General features: G+C 47.2%; 18 protein-coding genes. 11 read left to right on the top strand and 7 right to left on the bottom strand.

The genetic code is table 11. From position 1 onward, the window contains the following. Positions 1–10: 10 nt before the first annotated feature. From C9I98_RS00180 to iolG, 7 genes are all read left to right on the top strand, one after another. Entirely contained in the window at positions 11–1,474 is a 1,464-nt protein-coding gene (locus C9I98_RS00180; RefSeq protein WP_036831006.1) for an NAD(P)/FAD-dependent oxidoreductase, read from the top strand. A gap of 200 nt (positions 1,475–1,674) precedes the next feature. Next, on the top strand, positions 1,675–2,601 hold the full coding sequence (locus tag C9I98_RS00175; RefSeq protein WP_420848134.1) for a TRAP transporter substrate-binding protein: 927 nt from the start codon (positions 1,675–1,677) through the stop codon (positions 2,599–2,601). A gap of 142 nt (positions 2,602–2,743) precedes the next feature. Further along, positions 2,744–3,295, top strand: coding sequence for a TRAP transporter small permease (locus C9I98_RS00170; RefSeq protein WP_036831010.1), 552 nt, complete (start codon positions 2,744–2,746; stop codon positions 3,293–3,295). 21 nt (positions 3,296–3,316) lie between these two features. Further along, positions 3,317–4,657 (top strand): TRAP transporter large permease, encoded by a 1,341-nt coding sequence (locus C9I98_RS00165; RefSeq protein ID WP_036831012.1) that lies wholly within the window; start codon positions 3,317–3,319, stop codon positions 4,655–4,657. A 111-nt stretch (positions 4,658–4,768) separates the two neighbouring features. Continuing rightward, on the top strand, positions 4,769–5,653 hold the full coding sequence (locus C9I98_RS00160) for a cache domain-containing protein (RefSeq protein ID WP_036831017.1): 885 nt from the start codon (positions 4,769–4,771) through the stop codon (positions 5,651–5,653). Positions 5,654–5,871: 218 nt separating this feature from the next. Beyond that, complete coding sequence (gene iolB / locus C9I98_RS00155) at positions 5,872–6,696, top strand: 5-deoxy-glucuronate isomerase (protein WP_036817991.1); 825 nt, start codon at positions 5,872–5,874, stop codon at positions 6,694–6,696. A gap of 25 nt (positions 6,697–6,721) precedes the next feature. Next, positions 6,722–7,705, top strand: coding sequence for an inositol 2-dehydrogenase (iolG, locus tag C9I98_RS00150; protein ID WP_036817988.1), 984 nt, complete (start codon positions 6,722–6,724; stop codon positions 7,703–7,705). A gap of 306 nt (positions 7,706–8,011) precedes the next feature. Here iolG and C9I98_RS00145 read toward each other — a convergent pair whose 3' ends face one another. The 5 genes from C9I98_RS00145 to C9I98_RS00125 form a co-directional block, all read right to left on the bottom strand. Further along, complete coding sequence (locus C9I98_RS00145; RefSeq protein WP_036817987.1) at positions 8,012–8,869, bottom strand: MurR/RpiR family transcriptional regulator; 858 nt, start codon at positions 8,867–8,869, stop codon at positions 8,012–8,014. A gap of 193 nt (positions 8,870–9,062) precedes the next feature. Next, positions 9,063–9,731, bottom strand: coding sequence for a tRNA (adenine(22)-N(1))-methyltransferase (locus tag C9I98_RS00140; protein ID WP_036817984.1), 669 nt, complete (start codon positions 9,729–9,731; stop codon positions 9,063–9,065). 196 nt (positions 9,732–9,927) lie between these two features. Beyond that, positions 9,928–10,944, bottom strand: a complete 1,017-nt coding sequence (locus C9I98_RS00135) for an ABC transporter permease (RefSeq protein WP_036817982.1) — start codon at positions 10,942–10,944, stop codon at positions 9,928–9,930. 78 nt (positions 10,945–11,022) lie between these two features. Next, positions 11,023–12,516, bottom strand: a complete 1,494-nt coding sequence (locus C9I98_RS00130) for a sugar ABC transporter ATP-binding protein (protein WP_036817980.1) — start codon at positions 12,514–12,516, stop codon at positions 11,023–11,025. Positions 12,517–12,597: 81 nt separating this feature from the next. Further along, positions 12,598–13,602 carry a sugar ABC transporter substrate-binding protein gene (locus tag C9I98_RS00125; RefSeq protein WP_036817978.1) on the bottom strand — a complete coding sequence of 335 codons (1,005 nt, stop codon included), beginning with the start codon at positions 13,600–13,602 and terminating at the stop codon, positions 12,598–12,600. Between the two features lie 634 nt (positions 13,603–14,236). On the opposite strand from C9I98_RS00125, the gene C9I98_RS00120 reads away from it, so the two are divergent. From C9I98_RS00120 to C9I98_RS00105, 4 genes are read left to right on the top strand one after another with little or no spacing between them, the layout of a single operon-like run. Then, positions 14,237–16,144 (top strand): bifunctional 5-dehydro-2-deoxygluconokinase/5-dehydro-2-deoxyphosphogluconate aldolase, encoded by a 1,908-nt coding sequence (locus C9I98_RS00120; protein ID WP_036830815.1) that lies wholly within the window; start codon positions 14,237–14,239, stop codon positions 16,142–16,144. A gap of 11 nt (positions 16,145–16,155) precedes the next feature. Then, complete coding sequence (gene iolD / locus C9I98_RS00115; protein ID WP_036830813.1) at positions 16,156–18,006, top strand: 3D-(3,5/4)-trihydroxycyclohexane-1,2-dione acylhydrolase (decyclizing); 1,851 nt, start codon at positions 16,156–16,158, stop codon at positions 18,004–18,006. A gap of 11 nt (positions 18,007–18,017) precedes the next feature. Further along, positions 18,018–18,926: a myo-inosose-2 dehydratase gene (iolE, locus tag C9I98_RS00110; RefSeq protein WP_036830811.1), complete on the top strand. Its 909-nt coding sequence runs from the start codon at positions 18,018–18,020 to the stop codon at positions 18,924–18,926. Positions 18,927–18,941: 15 nt separating this feature from the next. Further along, positions 18,942–20,453: a CoA-acylating methylmalonate-semialdehyde dehydrogenase gene (locus C9I98_RS00105; protein ID WP_107271412.1), complete on the top strand. Its 1,512-nt coding sequence runs from the start codon at positions 18,942–18,944 to the stop codon at positions 20,451–20,453. A gap of 63 nt (positions 20,454–20,516) precedes the next feature. Here C9I98_RS00105 and C9I98_RS00100 read toward each other — a convergent pair whose 3' ends face one another. Further along, positions 20,517–20,870, bottom strand: coding sequence for a hypothetical protein (locus C9I98_RS00100; RefSeq protein WP_051902521.1), 354 nt, complete (start codon positions 20,868–20,870; stop codon positions 20,517–20,519). Then, on the bottom strand, positions 20,867–21,475 hold the full coding sequence (locus C9I98_RS00095; RefSeq protein WP_158262643.1) for a LysR family transcriptional regulator: 609 nt from the start codon (positions 21,473–21,475) through the stop codon (positions 20,867–20,869). The genes C9I98_RS00100 and C9I98_RS00095 overlap by 4 nt, the downstream gene beginning before the upstream one ends. Between the last annotated feature and the right edge of the window lie 55 nt (positions 21,476–21,530).

Genomic DNA, 21,530 nt, shown 5'->3' with positions numbered 1-21,530 from the left:
GGAGCTGACAATGAACTCTCTTGCTGAAAAGATACGCTCTCCGCAACAGGAGCAGTCACCAAATTCAACACAAACGGCCACTAAACCGTTCAATAAATATGATCCATCGTATGACCCTCTAACCGCGAAAACGCCAGGCCACGGTAGTGAATATGCGCCTACCTACTGGGTGGGAACAGCGGGCGAACCGCCAGCGGATGATGGGCCGATCCTCAGTGATGTGGATGTGGATGTCGCGATTATCGGATCAGGTTTCACAGGATTAACCACAGCTATCCACCTCGCTGAGCAATACGGTATTAAAGCGACCGTATTAGAGGCTAACCGAGCCAGCTGGGGGTGCAGCACCCGTAACGGTGGCCAAGCACAATGTGCGTCGGGACGCTTGAAGCGGTCACAGTGGATACAACGTTGGGGACTAGACACTGCATTGAAGATGCATGAAGAGTGCCTTGACGGGATGGAAACCTTCAAAGGTTTAATCAAAGATATCGACTGTGAACCCCAGCATGGAGGGCACCTTTATGTTGCCCACCGAGCGAAAGTCATGCCGACGCTGGAAAAAGAAGCCAAGTTGCTGCGTCAAACCTTTAACTATGATGCCCAAATACTTGATGCTGATACTGTTAAGCGACTTTATGTTGGGGATCAAGAAGCGGCTGGTGCCATGCATGAGCCAGAAGGCATTGGTATTCATGCGGGAAAATTAGCCTTTGGCTATTTGAAAAAAGCCCGTGCACTGGGCGCTACCGTTCATCCTGCTAGCCCTGTTATTGGCTGGGAAACCAAAAATGGCGTCCATCATCTGCGCACCCCTGGCGGTATTGTTCGTGCTCGCTCGGTCGGCATTGCCACGGGTGGGTATACATCGCAAGGGCTACACACCCAGCTGAAAAATCGCCTACTACCCATATTGTCAAACTCTCTGGTCACGCGTCCGTTAACGGCTGAAGAGTTAGCTGCGTGTAATTTCAAAACCAATCAAGTGATCACCGATACCCGAGTATTGCGTCATTACTATCGCTTGCTCCCTGATAACAGGGTTCAGATTGGCACACGCAGTGCGATAACCGGGAAAGCGGCCCCAGAGGCCAAGTATGAGCAAATGCTAAAGGCTGATCTGGCCAGAAAATTCCCAACACTTGACGGGATCCAAGTTGATTATTCATGGTGGGGCTGGGTGGATGTTAGCCACGACATGATGCCTCGTATCTATCAACCAAATGCCAAAGAGTCTATTTATTACGCGCTAGGTTATGGCGGTAATGGGGTGATGTACTCAGCCCAAGCCGGTAAACGCCTCGCACAGTGGATTGCTGGCGAGGGTAAGGAGCTCGATCTCCCTATTTTCCAATCTAAATTGCCTTTCCCTAATGTAAGAGAGGTTGTCGAATCAGAAGCTTTTGCGCCATTCAGGCGATTTGGTCAGCGGTTTTTGTACCGTTGGTATCACCTGAAAGACGAAGTCTTGTAACACGCCAATTAGAAACACCTGCTGTACGTAACACACATAAACTTTGACCAGGATGTCTTCGCACGTTGTTCCGTGGTCACCTTTAAATACTTCGCAATCACAGCGATAAAATAGAAAAGGTCACGACTATTATGTTCACGAAAAGCAAACTATTACCCTTTGTTACTGCTGTCAGCCTTGCCGTTTCATCACCGTTTGTAATGGCAAAGAATTTTAAAATGGCAATTGGTGACGCCGCTGGCGGCACACAATGGGAATTGGGCACTAAATTTACCGAGCTGCTAGAAGAAAAAACAAATGGGGAAGTGAAGGTCGACTTATTCCCAAATGGCCAGTTGGGTAATGAACAAGATACAGTGAATAACGCCGCGATTGGCTTACTCGACTTTTCGATTTTGGCAATTAACAACGTCACACCGTTCTCACCAACGGTAGGGCTGCTAACCATGCCTTACGTTATCCAAAGTGCGGATGAAGCAAAATTGCTCACCCAGGGTGAAGTAGGGCAAGAGCTCGTTGACAATACATTGCGCGATGCGGGTGTCAGGATCATCGGCTGGGCATATTCAGGCTTCCGTGTACTGACCAACTCTAAGCGTCCTGTTAAATCACCTGAAGATCTTAAAGGTTTGGTCATCCGTGTTCCACGTAATGAAATCATGATTTCGTCATATCAAGCATGGGGCGTTAACCCAACCCCAATGGCATGGTCTGAAACATTCACTGGCCTACAGCAAGGTGTTGTTGATGGGCAGGATAATCCATATATCACTGTTTATGCGATGAAGTTTAACGAGGTTCAGAAGTACGTTACCAATATTCGCTATATCTTCTCACTTGAGCCACTCATTATCAGCGAATCGATTTTCCAGCAGCAGTCACCTGAAATGCAGGCCACTATTCTGGAAGCGGGTCAAGAAGCAACCGATCACAGCTTTGCTTATCTCGCTCAAACAGAAGGCAAGATCCGCAAGGATCTAGAAGAGAAGGGCATGGTATTCACCGATCCTGCTAATGATGAAAAAGAGTGGATCGAAAAAGTCACGACAGCGGTATGGCCTAAGTTCTACGCTAGCATCGGTGGTAAAGAAAAGCTTGATGAAACATTGAAGTTACTGGGGCGTTAATACTACTGCCCATCAATGAAGACATGCTTTATTCAGGTGGTCGGCATCTGGATAAAGCATGAGGCCACTTGTTCCCCTTAAGTCAATAAACAACGCAATTACAGCAATAACAACAGGGGAATTGAAGTTGACTGGAGGCTATATGACTGTCACGCAAACCATTCGAAAGCACCTGAATAATATTGAAGAATATACGTGTTGCTTGCTACTTGCTGTTTTTGTTTTACTTTTATTTGCTCAAATCTTACTTCGTCAATTTTTCCAATACTCTATACCTTGGGGTGATGAAGTTGCCACTTACATGTTTGTTTGGTTTGCTTATTTAGGCGCAGTCGTTGCCGCAAAAATGTCAGCCCATAACCGAGTAAGTTTTCATTTCAAATTCTTCCCGCCCATCGTCAAAACTGTTTGTGAAACCATTGCTGATATGCTTTGGGTTGCGTTTAACGCCTACTTTGTTTACCTCAGCTACGACTTTGTTTTCAACAAGATGAACCTATTCTGGAAATCCCAAACGACAGGGATCCCGATGAAGTATTTCTACATGATCCTCCCTCTGGCATTTACTTTGATGACAATTCGAATTCTATGGAATAACTACGAACGTTTGTTTAAAGGGGTTGAAGCTGAAGATCCCGAAGCCAAAGAATTGAAGAAAATGCAAAAACTCAATGTTCAAAAGTCGCCAGTATAAATAGAGGCGAGGGAATTACTCATGGAAGATTATTTAACACTGATATTATTTGGCGGCTTCCTGGTCATGTTGATCTTAGGTGCGCCTATCACGGTATCGCTAGCAGGCGCGTCGATGGCGGCCTACTTGGTGCTTGATAAAAACCCCATTGCGTTAGTACAAATTGCTTTTACGTCAGTGGGAAACTTTCCGCTGATGGCGCTGCCGGCATTTGTGCTTGCAGGCGCGTTAATGGAAGCGGCTGGTATCTCAAAGCGGTTGGTTGATATCGCAGAAAGTCTCGCAGGGCCGGTAACCGGTGGCTTAGGCGCGGCAACCGTTGTCGCTTGCCTATTCTTTGGTGCGATTTCAGGCTCGGGGCCAGCGACCACCGCTGCGGTGGGTATGTTGATGGTGCCAGCGATGGTGAAACGCGATTATGAGCGCAGCTATGCTTCGGCTGTCACGGCTGCCTCCGGAGGGTTGGGGATCATTATTCCGCCGTCGATACCCGTGGTTATTTTTGGTATCTCGGCAATGGGCTTAATGCCACCTCCTGAAGCGATTGCACAGCATGGGCAGTTTGCCTCTTTATCTATCCCTAAACTGTTTGTTGCAGGTGTTGTGCCTGGGCTTATCATGGCGTCGACCTTGGTGTTCACCAATTACTTTATTGCTAAGAAGCGTGGCTATAAAGGGCTCACTGAAGATTGGTCTTTTGGTGATATTAGAGGTGCATTTCGACGCGGGATTTGGTCTATATTGGCACCGTTTTTGATTCTTGGCGGGATCTATAGCGGTATGTTCACCCCGACAGAGTCGGCCATTGTGGCAATTTTCTATTCGCTGTTTGTGGGCTTTGTTATTCACCGCGAGCTGGCATTTAATAACATCATTAAATCGCTGACGACAACAACTTGGATCACTGGCCGTGTCTTACTGATCTTATTCGCCGCTACGGTATTTGGTCGCTTGCTTATCGAACAGAAAATACCGGTAGTGGTTGCCGATTCATTGCTAAGCCTTACCGACAATATGTATATGGTGTGGGCGCTGACCATTATGTTGCTGTTGTTTATCGGGATGTTCATGGAAACATTGGCGGCAATCATGATTATCGTTCCGGTGTTATTACCGATTATGTACATGCTGGGTGCCGATCCAACCCATGTTGGTATCGTGGTGGTGTGTGCGTTGTCCATTGGCTTTGCGACCCCACCACTGGGAGAGAATATTTTTGTCGCATCCGGTATTGGTGGCTCCACCGTTGAGCAAATTACCGCACGTATACACCCATTTGTGATTGCTTCCGTTATAGGGGTATTCGTGGTGGCCTTTTTCCCTCAACTTAGCCTGTGGCTACCGTCGTTAGTTGGCTATTAATAATAGATTGGCTACTAATAGGTTGGCCACTAATTGGTTTGGTATAGCTTTATGAAAAATAGATTTATGAATAATCGCTTTAAGAAAAACAGTGTTGTGAATAATAGGTCTATGAAGAAAGTGAGTAGTTTGGTCATTATTGCCCTCTTAATTTTGTTAATTGGCAGGGTGGGGGCATTTGATGATACCGCTCAATCGGATGAAGGTTCATTGGTTGCTGACTTGCCTATTATTACTGAAGACGCTCAGCGGACGATAAGTTTACTGGATAAGGCGGTAAACCATATTAAAGAGCGAGGTAAGGACGGGGTGTCTGATTTTGCCACCCAGTCCCGATTCACCGATAACGAACTTTATGTGTTTGCCCTCGATACGGAGGGGATGTTTCTCGCCAGTGGTGGTTCGTCGGCTGGACTAATAGGTGACAATGTAACAAATACACCTGATACCCACGGTAAGCTTTTCTTTCGCGATATGATCGCGTTAGCAAAAGAACACGGTGAAGGGATTGTGGAGTATTACTGGACTAACCCGGTAGATAGTCGGGGTGAACCCAAAAGGACCTTGTTCAAGCGAGTGGGTGAGGTGATAGTGGCGGTAGGTTACTACCCGTCACGATCAACGGACTATCAAGCAAGGGCGTTTTTGGATGAAGCGACCAAAGCACTGATCACTGATGAAAAAGATGCACTTACTGAGTTCAATCATCATGAAAGTCCATTCGTGAAGAACGACTTGTATGTGTTTGTTTTAGATAAGCGTACAGGGGTATTTCTCGCTCATGGGGCAACACCTTATTTGGTTGGAAAGGTTTTCAATATTGAAGGTAAGCCAATGGTCGAAGACATGTTAAAACTGGCAGAGGACACAGGCCGAGGTGAAATTAGTTACCCGTGGCTGAATCCGACATCGGGCAAAGTTGAGAAAAAACACACTTATTACCGTATCCTTGATAATAAATTGGTGGGTGTTGGTTATTACCAAAGAGCGCCTTAGCCTTAGATAGTATGCGAAAGCATCATTTTGAATGGCTCGCCTTGATGAGGCGGGCCATTTTTTATGCCAATTATTTCATCATTATTGATCAAGTTTTGCGCATGTTACCTCGTCCACAAAGTGAATCATTTGTTTCATAATTGCTTTGAAAAGGTTTTTTTATTTCTATATGATTTTTGAAAAATAAATTTCGGCAATTTCTTTCTCGGGGGCGGTTCATGTCTAAGTTGCTTTCAAAATACCATGCACCAGATCAGTACGGAAACACTCAAAACATCACACCAGAGTCGGCTGAGTGGGGCTACGTAGGCTTCCAGGCGTATGAATTAGAAACGGGACAAAAATTGGAACTGCCTGCTAGTGACAATGAGGTTTGCCTTGTGCTAGTGGGTGGGTTTGCCACTATCACAACCGCCAATGAAACGTTCGAGAACATTGGTGATCGCATGGGGCCGTTTGAAAGAAAGAAGCCTTATGCCGTTTATGTCGCAAAAGGCGAGCCAATCACTGTTGTTGCTAATACCCAGCTAGAACTTGCCGTGTGTCAGGCGCCGGGTGAGGGTAATTACCAGACTCGATTGATTGCGCCTGAGAACATTGACGCTGAGCAGCGTGGGGTGGGTAACAACAAGCGCTATGTACATAGCATTCTGCCTGATTACAAAGAAGCTGACAGCCTGCTTGTGGTTGAAGTGTATACCGATGAGGGCTGCACGAGCTCGTACCCAAGCCATAAGCATGATCAGGATGCAGAGCCAAACGAAACTTACCTTGAAGAAACGTATTACCACCGTCTGAACCCTTCACAAGGGTTCTGTATGCAGCGTGTTTATACCGATGACAGGTCACTGGATGAATGCATGGCGGTATACGACAAAGATGTCGTGCAAGTACCAAAAGGTTATCACCCGGTTGCAACGATTGCGGGGTATGACAGCTATTACCTAAACGTAATGGCTGGGCCTACTCGCAAGTGGTTGTTCACTTGGGAAGATGATCATCAGTGGATCAACGAAGAGCAATACTCAGAAAAACACCAATAATTTAATTCCGGCAAAGGAGTGAGTCATGTTTAATATTGCGTTATTCGGCGCTGGCAGGATTGGCCAAGTGCATGCTGTAAATATTGCAAAGCATCCCAAAACGAAGTTGTACTCAATTATTGACCCCTATGTTGAAGGTGCAAATAAGCTAGCAGCAGAATACGATGCGCAAGTGCAAAGTATCGAGCAAGCAATGGCTGATCCGAATGTTCATGCGGTATGTATTTGTTCTGCGACCCACACTCATGCCGACCTGATAGAACTGGCGGCTCAAAATGGCAAAGTGATCTTCTGTGAAAAGCCAATTGATCTTGATATCAGTCGTGTTCGCGATTGTTTGGCAACGGTAAGAAAGCATAGTGTACCGATGATGGTTGGCTTCAACCGTCGTTACGACCCTCAGTTCCGCACTATCAAAAATCAGCTCAATGCGGGGGTAGTTGGCCAGCCTGAATCCTTGGTGATCACTTCTCGCGATCCGTCGCCACCGCCAGCTGAGTACACTAAGGTGTCTGGTGGTATGTTCCGTGATATGACAATCCATGATTTGGACATGGCTCGCTTTATTATGGGCGAGGATCCTGTGTCGATCACGGCACACGGCAGCTGCATGGTTGATCCTGCCATTGGCGAAGCTGGTGATATTGATACGGCGGTATTGGTACTTAATTTCCCATCTGGTGCAATTGCGACCATTAATAACAGCCGACGCTCAGGCTATGGCTATGATCAGCGTATCGAGTTGCATGGTTCTAAGGGCTTGCTACAAGCTGACAATGTGAAAGAGAACTTGGTACAGAACTGGGGTGATGACGGTTGTGTTGCTGCTAAGCCTCAACATTTCTTCCTAGAGCGCTATGAAGCGGCTTACATTGCTGAATGGCAAGACTTTGTCGATGTACTGGAAGGCCAAGAGCCTGAATGTGGCGGTGCCGATGGTGAGTTCGCTTTAGTACTGGCAGATGCTGCCCTTGAGTCGATGAAGCAAGGTAAAACCATTAAGCTTTAGCTTCTCGGTTTTTAAATCGAGATAACCTGCTCCTGAGTGACGGTGGGCTTAATTGAATCGTACCCCCGATATCGTCAACTAACCTACACTGTTCACTCTTTAAGCCTCGCGAATGCGGGGCTTTCTTATATCTACAATCTTTTTCTTTAATCGTTTTTTCTTTTAGGTGCTTTATTTAGCGCCAAAAATGCCGTTGTAGCAAAACGCTAAACAACGGCATTGTGAATACTATTTTTATTGCAGCTGGTTTTGGATTGCAGCAGGTCTTCGAGAGTAACTGGATACCGCAAAGTGGATCAGGCTGGATCAGCTATCAGCCACTATGGGAGCACTCGTACTCGCCCCTTGCCTGTAAGCCAATGATACCGCCAGTGTTTGTGCCAAGCATAATGAAGCCGACTGAGAGCGGAATGCATCCACTTGGGCTTCTTTTACTACAAAGCAAACATCGCTGAACGAAGCGAGTGGGCTGATTTGACTATCGGTGATAACAATTTGTTTTGCACCGGCTTGAGAGGCAACTTCACTCAGGGTGACGGTTTCCTGCGCATATGGGCTGAAACTAATAGAGAGTACCGCATCGTTTGGACCGATCATTGACAGTTGTTCTTTGAACATGCCGCCCAAACCATCGATGAGAAAGGCGCGGCGCTCAAGGTGACGTAGGGCATAAGTCAGGTACGATGCCACGCTAAATGAGCGTCTCAGGCCGATGAGATAGATGTTATCGGCCTTACTTAATATCTCCACCGCTTCTTCTAGTTTGTCTTCTGGTGTTTGTGAAGCCAGGTGATTCATTGCCTGTGTATTGGCACGGGCAAACTCTTGCAAAATCATCGCAGGCTTTTCGGGTGAGTTTTGCTCGGTTTCCAGCTCTTTGAATAGTTTGGCACGTTCGGTATAGCTGGTGGTTTCCTCCACCAAATTACGCCTAAATAGCTGCTTCATGTCGTTAAAGCCGCTAAAACCAAAGGCATTGGCAAATCGAATGAGGGTGGATGGCGGTACATCGGCTTGGTTGGCAATAACTGCAACCGTATCGAAGGCCACGCTATTAGTATTATCAAGCACATAGCGTGCGACTTGTTGCAAGCGCTTGCTCAGATCACCGTAACGAGTACGGATCTGATCTTGCAATTCAGTAAGGTTGGTAGCAACAGACATTATAAAACTCCCTTAGCGTGTACCACTATTCATTGTAAGGTGTTGAGCTTAAGTGTGAAATGTTTTTTTCATAAATTGACACATATATTCATTATTAGAATATACATTCCAAAGCGTGCGGGCAGTAAAGCATAGCCAGCACCCCGGCACTTTCTAATCGGTATGTACTCTAGAATGTCATCTGTATGAGGCTTTAAACGACGACCGCGCTATAACCGTTGATGATTTCTGCCACATTGCCGGTATTTCCCCGCTGGAGGCGACGATAGTGGTTTAGCGTTTTGGTGATGTACCTTGCGATGACATCTTCTTGTTTGGCGCAATTTGTTTGCCAAATTTGGCTGCCAACGGCATCAATGGGGTCATTTTTCTCAATCATCGATGAGACGAGCATAATTTCGTAAAAGCGTTGGTTATCCTCAATTAGCACTTCTTGCTTTAGGCCAAAATCTAATTCGATTAACTTTTGGCGTAGCGTAAATGGGTTGTTTACCGGACACAGCAAGAAATCAATATTCCTGTTTTGGTGGTGATGGTAAATCGATTCAACCAGTTCGGCCATTAAGTCGCCGCCTACGCCGGCGATGATAACAAGCTGTTTGCCCTCAAATTGACTAAGAGGGAGAGCCGAAACATCTTGGCAGTGCACTTCCCAAGCGCCTTCCGGATAGAAGCGTTGTAGGTTGCTTTCTACTGTCAACATTAGCTCAGGAACAATATCAACGAAATGAACACATTCTGCAGATAGTCGCGACAATAGGGCGGCACCGATAAGCCCATGGTCGCAGCAGCAATCCCAAATGTGGGTATAGCCAGGTGTTACCATTTGTTCTATCTGCTTTAATCTTTTACTGAGTTTCACTATGAAGCGCCTGATTACGTGTTAAACCGCGCGCATTTTAAAGGTTTTCTTTCCTATAGCAAGTCGCTTCTCTGGCAGAGAGATGAGCATTTGTGCGAAAAAAAAGCCACGCACCTAGGGGGGAAACGTGGCCACTTCAACGTGAAGCCCTACAGTAAAGTTAATTCGTTTTTGTATTTTTCAATTACTGATAAACCTATTTACTCTTCTTCTGGCGTTTCATATCGAAGACCACAGCGACGACGATGACCAAGCCCTTAACGACTTGCTGCCAGTAGGCGGAAACGTTCAGTAGGTCGAGTCCGTTTTGGAGTACACCCATTATCATGGTACCGATGATGGTGCCTTGAATGGTGCCGATACCACCGGCGTGCGAGACGCCACCAACGGTTGCAGAGGCGATGGCATCAAGCTCGTACATGACACCCAGACCAGGCTGACCAGAGTTGATACGTGCCGATAGGATAAGGGCAGCGATACCGGCGAGAAGACCCGCATAGGTATAAACTAAGATTTTGTATTTCTTAACATTAATACCTGACACATAGGCTGCTGTTTCGTTGCCACCAATGGCGTAGGCATATTTACCGAATCGGGTGTAGTTAAGCAGGATATAAGACACGATTGCCATGACTATGAATATAATCACCGGAACAGGAATACCCGCAACCGTGCCTTGGCCTATCCACTGGTAAGAATCAATCAGGCTACTGACTGGGCGCCCGTCAGAGTAGAGTAGGGCAGCACCACGGGCGATGATCATCATCCCCAGTGTTGCGATGAACGGGGGAATACCTGTGTAGGCAATCAAAGCACCATTGATATAACCACAAAGTGCACCTACGGCTAATGCCACAAGAATTGGCACAATAATCGGCAGTTCTGGCATGTTCGGGTACATCCGCATTCCCCAATCTAGGGTCTGCGCCATACTGGCTGATGCAACCGCGGCGACCGCAAGAACCGAACCGGACGACAGGTCGATACCTCGGGTAATAATGATGATGGTGACACCCAATGCCAATAGGCCGATACTGGCCATTTGGGTGACAACGTTAAGCAAGTTGGCAACGGTGAGGAATACCGGTGATAGAATCGACATCACCACACACATGGCAATGAAGACAAAATAGATCGCATACTTCGAAATAAATCGTTTGTAATTATGTGGCGATTTCGAATCAGACGTTGCTTCAATTAACTTCGCAATCATAATGACTTTCCTTGAATAATTTTATTGCGTCACCCTGTGCTATAGGGAGACTGTTAACTGTTCTGTTTTTATGTGGTGCTAGGCTAGGGCCATCGACATGATCTTTTCTTGGGTAGCGTCACTACCTTCGAGATGTCCTTTCAATTTACCTTCGTGCATCACCAAGACGCGGTCACTCATACCAATCACTTCAGGTAGCTCTGATGAGATCATCACCAAGCTCTTACCCATACCGGTAAGCAGGCGCATCAGCTTATAGATTTCCGATTTAGCCCCGACGTCGATACCTCGGGTTGGCTCATCAAGGAACAAAATGTCGGGTTTTGTTAGCATCCACCGCGCCAGCAGCACTTTTTGCTGGTTGCCGCCGCTGAGGTTGTCGATGGCTTCGCTCATGTGAGGGGTTTTCACTTTCAGCTTTTTACAATGGTCTTCACTGTCTGAGCGCATTTTGCGCACGTCGAGCACATTGGTCACGCGACTTTTGTAAGCGTCTAAGTGGGCAATAGAAGTGTTAGCGAAGATATCCAGCATCAGGTACAGCCCTGAATGGCGGCGGTCTTCGGTGAGGAAGGCCATTTTGTGGCTGATGGCATCTTGCGGGGTGCGGATCTCCACTTCTTCGCCATTGATCCAGATTTCACCGACGTCTTTATCGCGAACACCGAATAGAGTTTCGATAAGTTCGGTACGCCCAGCGCCCACCAGGCCGGCGATACCGAGGATCTCACCTTCATGCAGTTTGAAGCTAATATCTTCAAATGCGCCTTCAACGGCAAGGTTTTTCACTTCAAGGCGGATTTTGCCCGGCTTCGCTGTTGGGGGAGGGAACACATCGCCTAAGTCTCGGCCTACCATCATCTGTACCAACTCTTCATTATTGGTATCTTTGGCCTCACGTTCACCGATATAGCAGCCATCCCGGAATACGGTGATGTCATCACAAATTTTGAAGATTTCATCCATTTTGTGGCTGATGTAGACCATTGCTACACCTTGAGATTTAAGCATCTCGATAATTTCAAATAGATGGGCAACCTCTTTATCAGTCAATGCAGATGTTGGCTCATCCATAATGATGATTTTCGAATCGAAAGAAATTGCTTTGGCAATTTCGACCATCTGCATGGTAGCAACCGTTAGATCGCTCATTAAAGTGCGAGGGTCGAGGTCCAAATCGAGGCGTTTTAGCAGTGCCTCGGTGTCGGCATACATTTTGGTATGGTCGATTAAGCGCAGCGGGCCTTTTAGCGGCTCACGACCAAGCCAGATATTTTCTGCAATATTACGGTGCAGCACAGGTGATAACTCCTGGTGAATCATTGAAATACCACTTTCAAGTGATTCTTTAGCGCCCGAGAAGTCAACAAGCTCACCCTGATAGCGTATCGTGCCTGCATCCCTATGGTATGTGCCAAACAGCACCTTCATTAGGGTTGATTTTCCTGCCCCATTTTCACCCATGAGTGCCATTACGCGGCCTTTCTTTAGGGTCAGCTGCACATTATCGAGTGCCTTTACACCGGGAAAGGTTTTGGTAATACCGCGCATCTCAAGTATTACTTGGCTCATACTGATTTGCTCCAGAATGGGCTCTGCAACGTAGTCACAGTATGCAGAGCCGGATTATTAGGATGTTAGTGAGGGAGGTGGTTAGCCGTTTTTCGCTTGAAATTCAGCTAGGTTGTCTTGAGTGACAAGTTCAGCAGGGATCCAAGTGACTTTTTCGTTTGGCTTGTCGTTGATGGCGTTCAACGTTGCATCAATAGCGCCACGTGCTTGCGCGTTACCATCCTGGAATACGGTGCCATTTAGGCTGCCGCTTTTAATCGCCATGATGCCATCTGGTGTTGCATCAACACCGACAACAATGGTCTCGTCAAGTTTGCCTGCCGCTTGTAGGGCTTGGATTGCACCCAGCGCCATGTCATCGTTGTTTGCAAGGATGATGTCGATTTTGTCGCCTGAGTTGATCCAGTTTTCCATAACAATCATGCCCTGAGAACGCTGCCATAGGCCTGTTTGTTTACGAACAACTTGGAATTCAGGTTTATCAGAGAAGAATTCTTCTGCACCCTTAGTACGACCAAGTGCTGCTTCTTGGGTAAGCATACCCATAATGATACCGACATTGCCGCCTTCTTTTAGTTTGCTAGCCGCAAACTCAGCTTGGGTTTCACCAAATTTAACTTCATCAGAACCCACGTAGTAGACATTCTCAGGTAGGTAAGAAGGGCGACGGTTTAGGAAGACCAATTCGATGCCAGCTTTTTGGATACTATCTGTCATTGGTTGGGTTGCATCGGTATTTACCGGTACCAAGATAATGCCGTCAACTTGTTGGACAATGAAGTTTTGGATTTGGCCAAGCTGCTTAACAGTATCCTCTTTGGCGTCAACGAAAATTAACTCGACATCACCAAGCTCCTCGGCGTATTTCGCCATTGAGTCTTTCATATAAACCATGAAGGTATCGTCAAAGTTCGGGATAGCGACCCCAATCCTTGTTTTGCCTTCATCTTCTTCACCGCCACAGGCAGCAAGTAAAAGAACTGCACCCACTACGGCAAACTTGCGCAGTAAGCCTTTGGATAATGTTTTTGTCGTCGAAATACAGTGTGTGAGTAGAGAAGTAAATCCATGCATCAGTGATGGCATTGTTGCCTCCTTTATTATTGTGTACCAAAACGTCATCTTGGGCGGAATGTATGTTTCATAAAAATTGACGTTTTAGTGCTATTTGCTTTCTTGAACGGAAAATTTGTTCAGAAAGCTGTTTCACGTTGAGTTGGAATAAATTTATTATTTTTATGTAACAAACTATATGCCTCGGATTAATTAATGACCACCCCTGATTGAATTGAAATAACAAAATTGTTAACTGGGTCTCATTGAAATTTATGTTTCATATCACGCTTGATGTTTAAAGTATTGATTTTTAAGATTTTATTTTTGGTGTTTATTTGTGCTTTAAGCTAAGCCATTGATCTTTATTGGTTTGTTTGCTTAAAAATGAAATGTGAAAATAGTGTTGTACACATATGAAAAATATTTTTCATTTGCATCAGGGTGATTCAAAGATTGGCATGGAAATTAAAAGTTCTACCTAGATCACAAATAAATATGCTTGTTTCGTTTTTCATTTTAAATGAAATAAATATTTCGTATAGTCGACTTATCGAAACGGTGAGTGCTGAAACAGTTCGGTTTAACACGCTATGTGATAATCAGTTCAGTCACTATCAGAATGGTTCTTAACTACTTGATGTAGTTATAGAAAGGAGTGGAAAGGATGAATACCAGCAATAAGAAATTGGATCTTATTTGTATGGGGCGAGTGGCCGTCGACTTGTATGGGCAGCAAATTGGTGCACGCCTTGAAGATATGGGCACTTTCTCTAAGTACCTTGGCGGCTCATCGGGTAATGTCGCCTACGGTACCGCCAGGCAGGGGCTGAAGTCTTCTATGCTAGCGCGAGTGGGCGATGAGCATATGGGACGCTTTCTCCGTGAAGAGCTGCAAAGGGTTGGTGTTGATACCAGTAACCTGATCACTGATAAAGAGCGCCTGACTGCATTGGTGATCCTTGGTATTAAAGATGAAGATACCTTTCCACTGATATTCTACCGTGACAACTGTGCCGATATGGCTATCACAGCGGATGATATAGATGAAGACTACATTGCGTCAGCACGTTGCTTGGCAATTACTGGTACTCACTTATCACACCCAAATACCCGTGAAGCAGTACTGACCGCATTGCGCTATGCCCGCAAGCATGGCGTTAAAACAGCCATTGATATTGATTATCGCCCGGTGCTGTGGGGCTTAACTAGCCTAGGCGATGGGGAAACCCGTTTTATCGAATCGGGCAAGGTGACTGAGCAGCTGCTTGAAGTACTGGGGTTGTTTGACCTCATCGTGGGAACGGAAGAGGAGTTCCATATTGCGGGTGGCCCTACCGACACAGTAGAAGCGTTGAAAGCGGTCCGTGAGGTAAGTAATGCTGAGCTGGTATGCAAACGCGGTCCACTAGGGTGCTCAGTATTCACAGGTGATATTCCTAATGATTTAGATGAAGGGATCACTGTTCAAGGTGTGCGCGTTGATGTACTCAATGTCCTTGGTGCGGGTGATGCCTTTATGTCTGGTCTTCTTCGAGGTTATTTGAACGAAGAAGGTTGGGAAAAAGCGTGTGCTTATGCCAATGCGTGTGGCGCACTGGTGGTGTCTCGTCATGGTTGTGCACCGGCGATGCCATCAAAAGAAGAGTTGGACGACTATCTTGCACGTGCTCATGAAGTACCACGTCCCGACTTGGATGTTCGCTTGAACCATCTACACCGTGTGACGACCCGAGATAAAGAATGGGATGAGCTGTGTGTGCTGGCTTTCGACCACCGTATCCAATTTGTCGATATGGCCCGAGAAGCAGGTGCCGATATTGCGCGCGTTAAGCCATTGAAAAAGCTGATTCTACAGGCTAGCCGAGAAGTGGCTGAAGAAGCGGGCTTGAACGGCAAGGCAGGTCTGCTTTGCGATAGTACATTTGGTCAAGACGTATTGAATGAGATTACCGGTGAAGGCTGGTGGATAGGCCGCCCAATTGAGCTGCCGGCTTCCCGTCCACTTCAGCTTGAGCATGGCAACATCGGCTCTCAGTTAATTGATTGGCCACTAGAACATGTTGTTAAGTGCTTGGTGTTCTTCCACCCGGAAGATCAGCATTCACTTCGCCTAGAGCAAGAAAGGCAAGTGAAGGAAGTTTATCAAGCTTGCTGTAAAACCGGTCATGAATTGTTGCTTGAAGTCATCCTTCCTGCCGATATGGAACGTACCGATGCCTTGTATCTTCGTGCAATGCAGCGCTTCTATAACCTAGGCGTGAAACCTGACTGGTGGAAGTTGCCGCCAATGGCTGAAGCGTCTTGGCAAGCAGTTGACGATTTAATCCAAGAGCGTGATAGCCATTGCCGCGGAGTTGTCTTGCTTGGTCTCGATGCGCCAGAGGATGAGCTGAAAGCGGGCTTTAATGCTGCAGCTCGCAACGGCACTGTGAAAGGCTTTGCTATTGGCAGGACTATTTTCGGTCAGCCATCACGGCTTTGGTTGGCAAATGAAATTGATGACGCGGGTTTGATTGCACAAATCAAGCAAAACTACCACAACCTCATTTCGTTATGGCGTCAGCGCGGTTAGGGAGAGTAAAAATGAGTACTAATACGATTCGTCTAACAATGGCGCAAGCGTTGGTGAAATACCTGCAAGCGCAGAAAGTTGACATTGACGGCGACATTAAGCCGATGTTCGCGGGTGTGTTCGCTATCTTCGGCCACGGCAATGTTGCTGGCCTGGGTGAAGCGCTATATCACGCCAACGATGAATTACCGACTTACCGGGCCCATAATGAGCAAGCAATGGCGCACAGTGCCATTGCCTTCGCCAAGGCCAATAACCGCCAGCAGATGATGGCAGCAACGACATCGGTAGGGCCGGGCGCATTGAATATGGTTACTGCTGCTGCACTAGCGCATGTAAACCGCTTGCCTGTTCTTCTGCTACCGGGCGACACCTTTGCAACACGTGAACCGGATCCGGTGTTGCAGCAAGTGGAAGACTGGAGCGATGCCACCATTACGCCTAATGATTGTTTCAAGCCGGTAAGCCGCTTCTTTGACCGCATTACTCGCCCTGAGCAATTATTGAATAGCTTGCCACAGGCCATGCGTGTGCTGACTGACCCAGTCGAGTGCGGGCCTGCAACAATAGCACTACCGCAAGACGTTCAAACCATGGCGTTTGACTACCCGTTGCACTTCTTTAAAGAAACCGTGCATCGCGTGCGTCGACCGGGGGCCGATGAGCACGAGTTGGCCCAAGTTATCGAACTCATTAAAAATGCCAAGCAGCCACTGGTCATTGCGGGCGGTGGTATCCATTACGCCGGTGCTTTAAGTCAGTTCCGTGACTTTGTCGAAACTTATCAACTGCCTGTCGGTGAGACCCAAGCGGGCAAAGGTGCCTTGCCGTGGGATCATAGTTGCAACCTTGGCTCGATTGGTGTGACGGGGTCGGCAGCGGTAAATACCTTGGCTGCTGAAGCTGACGTGATTATTGCGGTCGGTAGCCGTTTGCAAGACTTCACATCGAGTTCAAGAGCGTTATTTAAACAAGATGCCAAGATTGTATCGCTGAACGTCAATGGATTTGATGCCACCAAACACTACGGCACGCCATTGGTCGCAGATGCCAAGGTAACACTGCCGAAACTAACCGCTGAGTTGGCGGGTTGGCAGACCGACGGAAGTTGGAAAGACAAGGCTGAAACATTGCGTCAGCAGTGGAATGAAACCGTGTCTATTGCAATGACCGATCGCGGTACCGAGCTTCCGACAGATGCCGAAGTGATTGGTGCGGTCAACCGCGCAGCCAGTGACAAAGACATTGTGGTATGTGCAGCGGGCGGCTTGCCTGGAGAGTTGCACAAGCTATGGCGTACCCGATACGACAAAGGCTACCACCTTGAATATGGCTTCTCTTGCATGGGTTATGAGATTGCCGGTGGGCTGGGCGTAAAAATGGCGAAGCCTGACTCTGATGTGTTTGTGATGATCGGAGATGGCTCTTATCTGATGTTGAACTCCGAAATCTCTACCTCAGTGATGCTTGGCCATAAGTTGGTGCTTGTGGTGCTTGATAACCGTGGTTTTGGCTGTATCAACCGCCTACAGCAAGCCTGTGGCGGTGCCGGGTTCAACAACCTATTGCAAGACTGCAACACCATCGAAGAAGGCGCGCCGAAAACTGATTTCGCAGCTCATGCTCGTTCGTTGGGGGCACAGGCTGAGAAAGTTGGCAACATTGCGGAACTAGAGCAAGCCTTGGTTCGCGCCAAGCAGGCGACATCTACCTATGTCATTACCCTCGATACTGATCCGTTGAGTACCACCGAATCGGGTGGTTCATGGTGGGAAGTCGCTGTACCTGAAGTTTCTGAGCGAGAGCAAGTCCGTGAGGCAAGAAAGCGTTACGAACTCGCCAAACAGCAGCAAGTTATTTAAGGAGAAGTAGTATGACTGTTCAATTAGGTATTAACCCACTGACATGGACGAATGATGACCTGCCATCTCTAGGTGCTGAAACGCCGCTGGCCACTTGCCTAACAGAAGGTCGTCAAGCGGGGTTTGCGGGCTTCGAACTTGGTAATAAGTTCCCTCGTGAGGCGAGTGTACTAGGCCCTATTTTGGCTAAGCATGATTTGAAACTGGTCTCGGGTTGGTATTCAGGTGAGCTGCTAACGCGTTCGGTTGAAGAAGAAATTGAAGCGGTTCAGCCCCACCTTACTTTGCTGCGTGAACTGGGTGCGAATGTGATGGTGTTTGCCGAAGTGACAGATTGTATTCATGGCCAGCAAGATACACCGGTTTACTTGCGTCCTAAATTCCCAGCCGAGAAGTGGCAGGAATACGGCAAAAAGTTAAGTGAGTTCGCTGCCTACACCAAAAGCCAAGGCGTACAGGTTGCTTACCATCACCATATGGGAACGGTTATCGAGAGTGCCGAAGACATTGATAACCTGATGGAATACACCACAGAAGATGTGGGTCTGCTGCTAGATACCGGGCACCTAACCTTTGCGGGGGCAGACCCTGTGGCGGTTGCTTCGCGCTGGGCGCATCGAATTAACCATGTTCACACTAAAGATGTGCGTGCCGACGTGTTGGCGGCAGTGAAAAACCGCAAAGACAGCTTCTTAAATGCGGTGCTGGACGGGGTATTTACCGTGCCTGGCGATGGTTGCGTGAATTATCCGGCGGTATTCGAGCAGTTAAAGCAAGCGAACTACCAAGGTTGGCTTGTGGTGGAAGCAGAGCAAGATCCCGCCGTCGCTCACCCACTGACTTATGCCACATTAGGTTTTAATAATTTGCAAAAAATGGCTCGCGAGGCCGAGCTATTGACTGGCGCAGGCCAAGCGTAATAACAGGAGCAAGAAATGGAAACAGTACAAAACTTCATTCAGGGTCAGATCAGCGAAAGCCATAGCCAACGCTTTGCACCTGTTTATAATCCAGCCACGGGTGAGCAGACTCGCCAGGTGGTATTAAGCTCTGCAGCAGAAACGGCAGAAGCCATTGCCGCTGCCGACAAGGCATTTCCGGCATGGGCGAAAACATCGCCGCTAAAACGCGCCCGTGTCATGTTCAAGTTCAAAGCCCTGCTTGAGCAAAACATGGATAGGCTTGCTCGTCTTATTTCAAATGAACACGGCAAGGTATATTCGGATGCTGTCGGTGAAGTGACCCGTGGTCTTGAAGTGGTTGAGTTTGCATGTGGTATTCCTCACCTACAAAAAGGTGAGCACTCGGCAAATGTCGGTACGGGTGTTGATAGCCATTCGCTGATGCAGCCACTGGGTGTGTGTGCGGGTATTTCGCCATTTAACTTCCCTGCAATGGTACCAATGTGGATGTTCCCGATTGCATTGGCGACGGGTAACACCTTTGTGCTGAAACCATCTGAAAAAGATCCTTCTATGGGTATCGTGATGGCGGAGCTGCTTAAAGAAGCTGGCCTGCCTGATGGCGTTTTCAATGTGGTGAATGGCGACAAAGAAGCTGTGGACGTCCTGCTAACTGACCCAAGAGTACAGGCTGTAAGCTTTGTAGGTTCAACACCGATTGCTGAGTACATTTACTCTACCGCTTCAGCGCACGGCAAACGTTGTCAGGCACTTGGCGGTGCGAAGAACCATTGTATCTTGATGCCTGATGCTGATTTAGACATGGCAACCAATGCGATAATGGGCGCCGCTTATGGGGCAGCTGGCGAACGCTGCATGGCATTATCGGTTGTGGTGGCTGTTGGTGATGAAACGGCTGATGAAACCATTGCCAAGCTGAAAGAGCAAATCAATGTTATGAATGTTGGCCCAGGCATTGTTGAAGGCCAAGAGAACGACATGGGGCCTGTCATTTCAGCCCAGCATAAAAAGAAGATCTGCGACTACATCAACTCCGGGGTAGAGCAGGGCGCATCTTTGGTTGTCGATGGGCGTGATATCAAGATTGAGGGCCACGAAAATGGGTTCTTTGTCGGCCCTACCTTGTTCGATAATGTTTCGCCTGACATGACTATCTATCAAGAAGAGATCTTTGGTCCAGTATTGGCGGTGGTTCGTGTGCCTGATTACCAAACTGGTTTAGAGCTCATCAACCGCCATGAATATGGTAACGGAACGGCTATCTTTACTCGCGATGGTGAAACAGCCCGTCAGTTTAGCGAAGATGTGTTGGCAGGAATGGTGGGTGTAAATGTACCAATCCCTGTGCCGATGGCGTTCCATAGCTTTGGTGGCTGGAAACGTTCGGTATTTGGGCCGCTAAACGTACATGGTAATGACGGTGTTCGCTTCTATACCCGCATGAAGACTGTTACTAGCCGTTGGCCAGCCAGCGTCCGTTTAGAGCAGCATAGCAGTAGTTTCGTGATGCCGACGATGGACTAAAGCGATACTGCTAAATAGCGATTTAAAGCCAGAATAGCCAATGCATATTCTGGCTTTTTTCTGTTAGGGCTGAAGGTATTTTTTGGAGCAGTCAATTTGCTCGAGCAGGCACTCTTTAATGATCCCGGCGAGCCAATTGGCGATGTTGCTGTGGCGATCTTTGACATGCACAAAGCTATTTACAGATAAGTGATAATCTTCAAGTGGAAGCAGTGGAGCAACCGATTTCATGCCTAGTTGTGGGAAGTATTGAATAGGGAAAAGAAGATTATGCGGTAAGTACATATCACTCTTGCTGGTTGCATCAATAAGCGCCATTAACTCATGTGTACGCATGCCTAAATTGGCATCGATGTTGTACTTTTTCAAAATATCGATAGCGATGGCACTATTCTCATTCCAGTTTGGGACAATCAAAGATGCAAGCTCATACTTGCCAAAGTCAGCGAGTTCGAGATCTTCTTTTTGAAGTAATGGTGATCCTTCCTTGCAATGTAAGTAGGGGTGATTTCTGTGAGAACTTTACTAATGATGTGCTTGCCATGCTCGGCTGTATTGTAATTGATGCCAAGAATGACCTTGTTTTGGCTCAAATCATCAAAGGTTTGCTGGGTCCAAGTAATGATTTCCAAGCTCGCCTTGGGTGCATGATGTTTTACTCGGTTATAAAGGTTGCCAGCTATACAAGGAAGAATCGGCGAGGCAACAGCAATACGTAATGTTTGCTCAATTTCAGCAGGGTTAAATTCAGTTAGGCTGTCTAACTCCCTCGATAACCCTTCAATATAAGCGGTGGCAACCGTGGCGATTTGGTGCGCGAGTGGGGTCGGCTCTAAACCCTGTGGTACCTTGACAAATAGCTGATCGGAAAAATGTTCACGCAGTTTTTTCAAACTGTGGCTAATTGCAGGCTGAGTCACATGCAAACGACTCGCGGCTTTGCGCATATTCTTCTCTTGGTATAGCACTACGAATAGCCTGAGCATGTTCAGATCTAAGGTGTTGGCGTCACGTTGCGGCATCACTTTTTCCATATTGTTTTTAATATACCAAGCTATTTCAAGGTTAGAAAATTTG

It is taken from the genome of Photobacterium sanctipauli (genome assembly GCF_003026495.1).
Lineage (GTDB): Bacteria > Pseudomonadota > Gammaproteobacteria > Enterobacterales > Vibrionaceae > Photobacterium > Photobacterium sanctipauli.
Note: the sequence above shows the minus strand (reverse complement) of the source record. Positions and strands in the feature narration are given on the sequence as shown.

Bases quoted from the DNA above. Each gene is read 5' to 3' on its own strand.
- C9I98_RS00125 (WP_036817978.1), bottom strand. From the start codon at position 13,602: ATGCCATCACTGATGCATGGATTTACTTCTCTACTCACACACTGTATT.
- C9I98_RS00095 (WP_158262643.1), bottom strand. From the start codon at position 21,475: ATGCCGCAACGTGACGCCAACACCTTAGATCTGAACATGCTCAGGCTA.
- C9I98_RS00130 (WP_036817980.1), bottom strand. From the start codon at position 12,516: ATGAGCCAAGTAATACTTGAGATGCGCGGTATTACCAAAACCTTTCCC.
- C9I98_RS00175 (WP_420848134.1), top strand. From the start codon at position 1,675: ATGGCAAAGAATTTTAAAATGGCAATTGGTGACGCCGCTGGCGGCACA.
- C9I98_RS00165 (WP_036831012.1), top strand. From the start codon at position 3,317: ATGGAAGATTATTTAACACTGATATTATTTGGCGGCTTCCTGGTCATG.
- C9I98_RS00105 (WP_107271412.1), top strand. From the start codon at position 18,942: ATGGAAACAGTACAAAACTTCATTCAGGGTCAGATCAGCGAAAGCCAT.
- C9I98_RS00180 (WP_036831006.1), top strand. From the start codon at position 11: ATGAACTCTCTTGCTGAAAAGATACGCTCTCCGCAACAGGAGCAGTCA.
- iolG (WP_036817988.1), top strand. From the start codon at position 6,722: ATGTTTAATATTGCGTTATTCGGCGCTGGCAGGATTGGCCAAGTGCAT.
- C9I98_RS00135 (WP_036817982.1), bottom strand. From the start codon at position 10,944: ATGATTGCGAAGTTAATTGAAGCAACGTCTGATTCGAAATCGCCACAT.
- C9I98_RS00160 (WP_036831017.1), top strand. From the start codon at position 4,769: ATGAAGAAAGTGAGTAGTTTGGTCATTATTGCCCTCTTAATTTTGTTA.
- iolD (WP_036830813.1), top strand. From the start codon at position 16,156: ATGAGTACTAATACGATTCGTCTAACAATGGCGCAAGCGTTGGTGAAA.
- C9I98_RS00145 (WP_036817987.1), bottom strand. From the start codon at position 8,869: ATGTCTGTTGCTACCAACCTTACTGAATTGCAAGATCAGATCCGTACT.
- iolE (WP_036830811.1), top strand. From the start codon at position 18,018: ATGACTGTTCAATTAGGTATTAACCCACTGACATGGACGAATGATGAC.
- iolB (WP_036817991.1), top strand. From the start codon at position 5,872: ATGTCTAAGTTGCTTTCAAAATACCATGCACCAGATCAGTACGGAAAC.
- C9I98_RS00170 (WP_036831010.1), top strand. From the start codon at position 2,744: ATGACTGTCACGCAAACCATTCGAAAGCACCTGAATAATATTGAAGAA.
- C9I98_RS00120 (WP_036830815.1), top strand. From the start codon at position 14,237: ATGAATACCAGCAATAAGAAATTGGATCTTATTTGTATGGGGCGAGTG.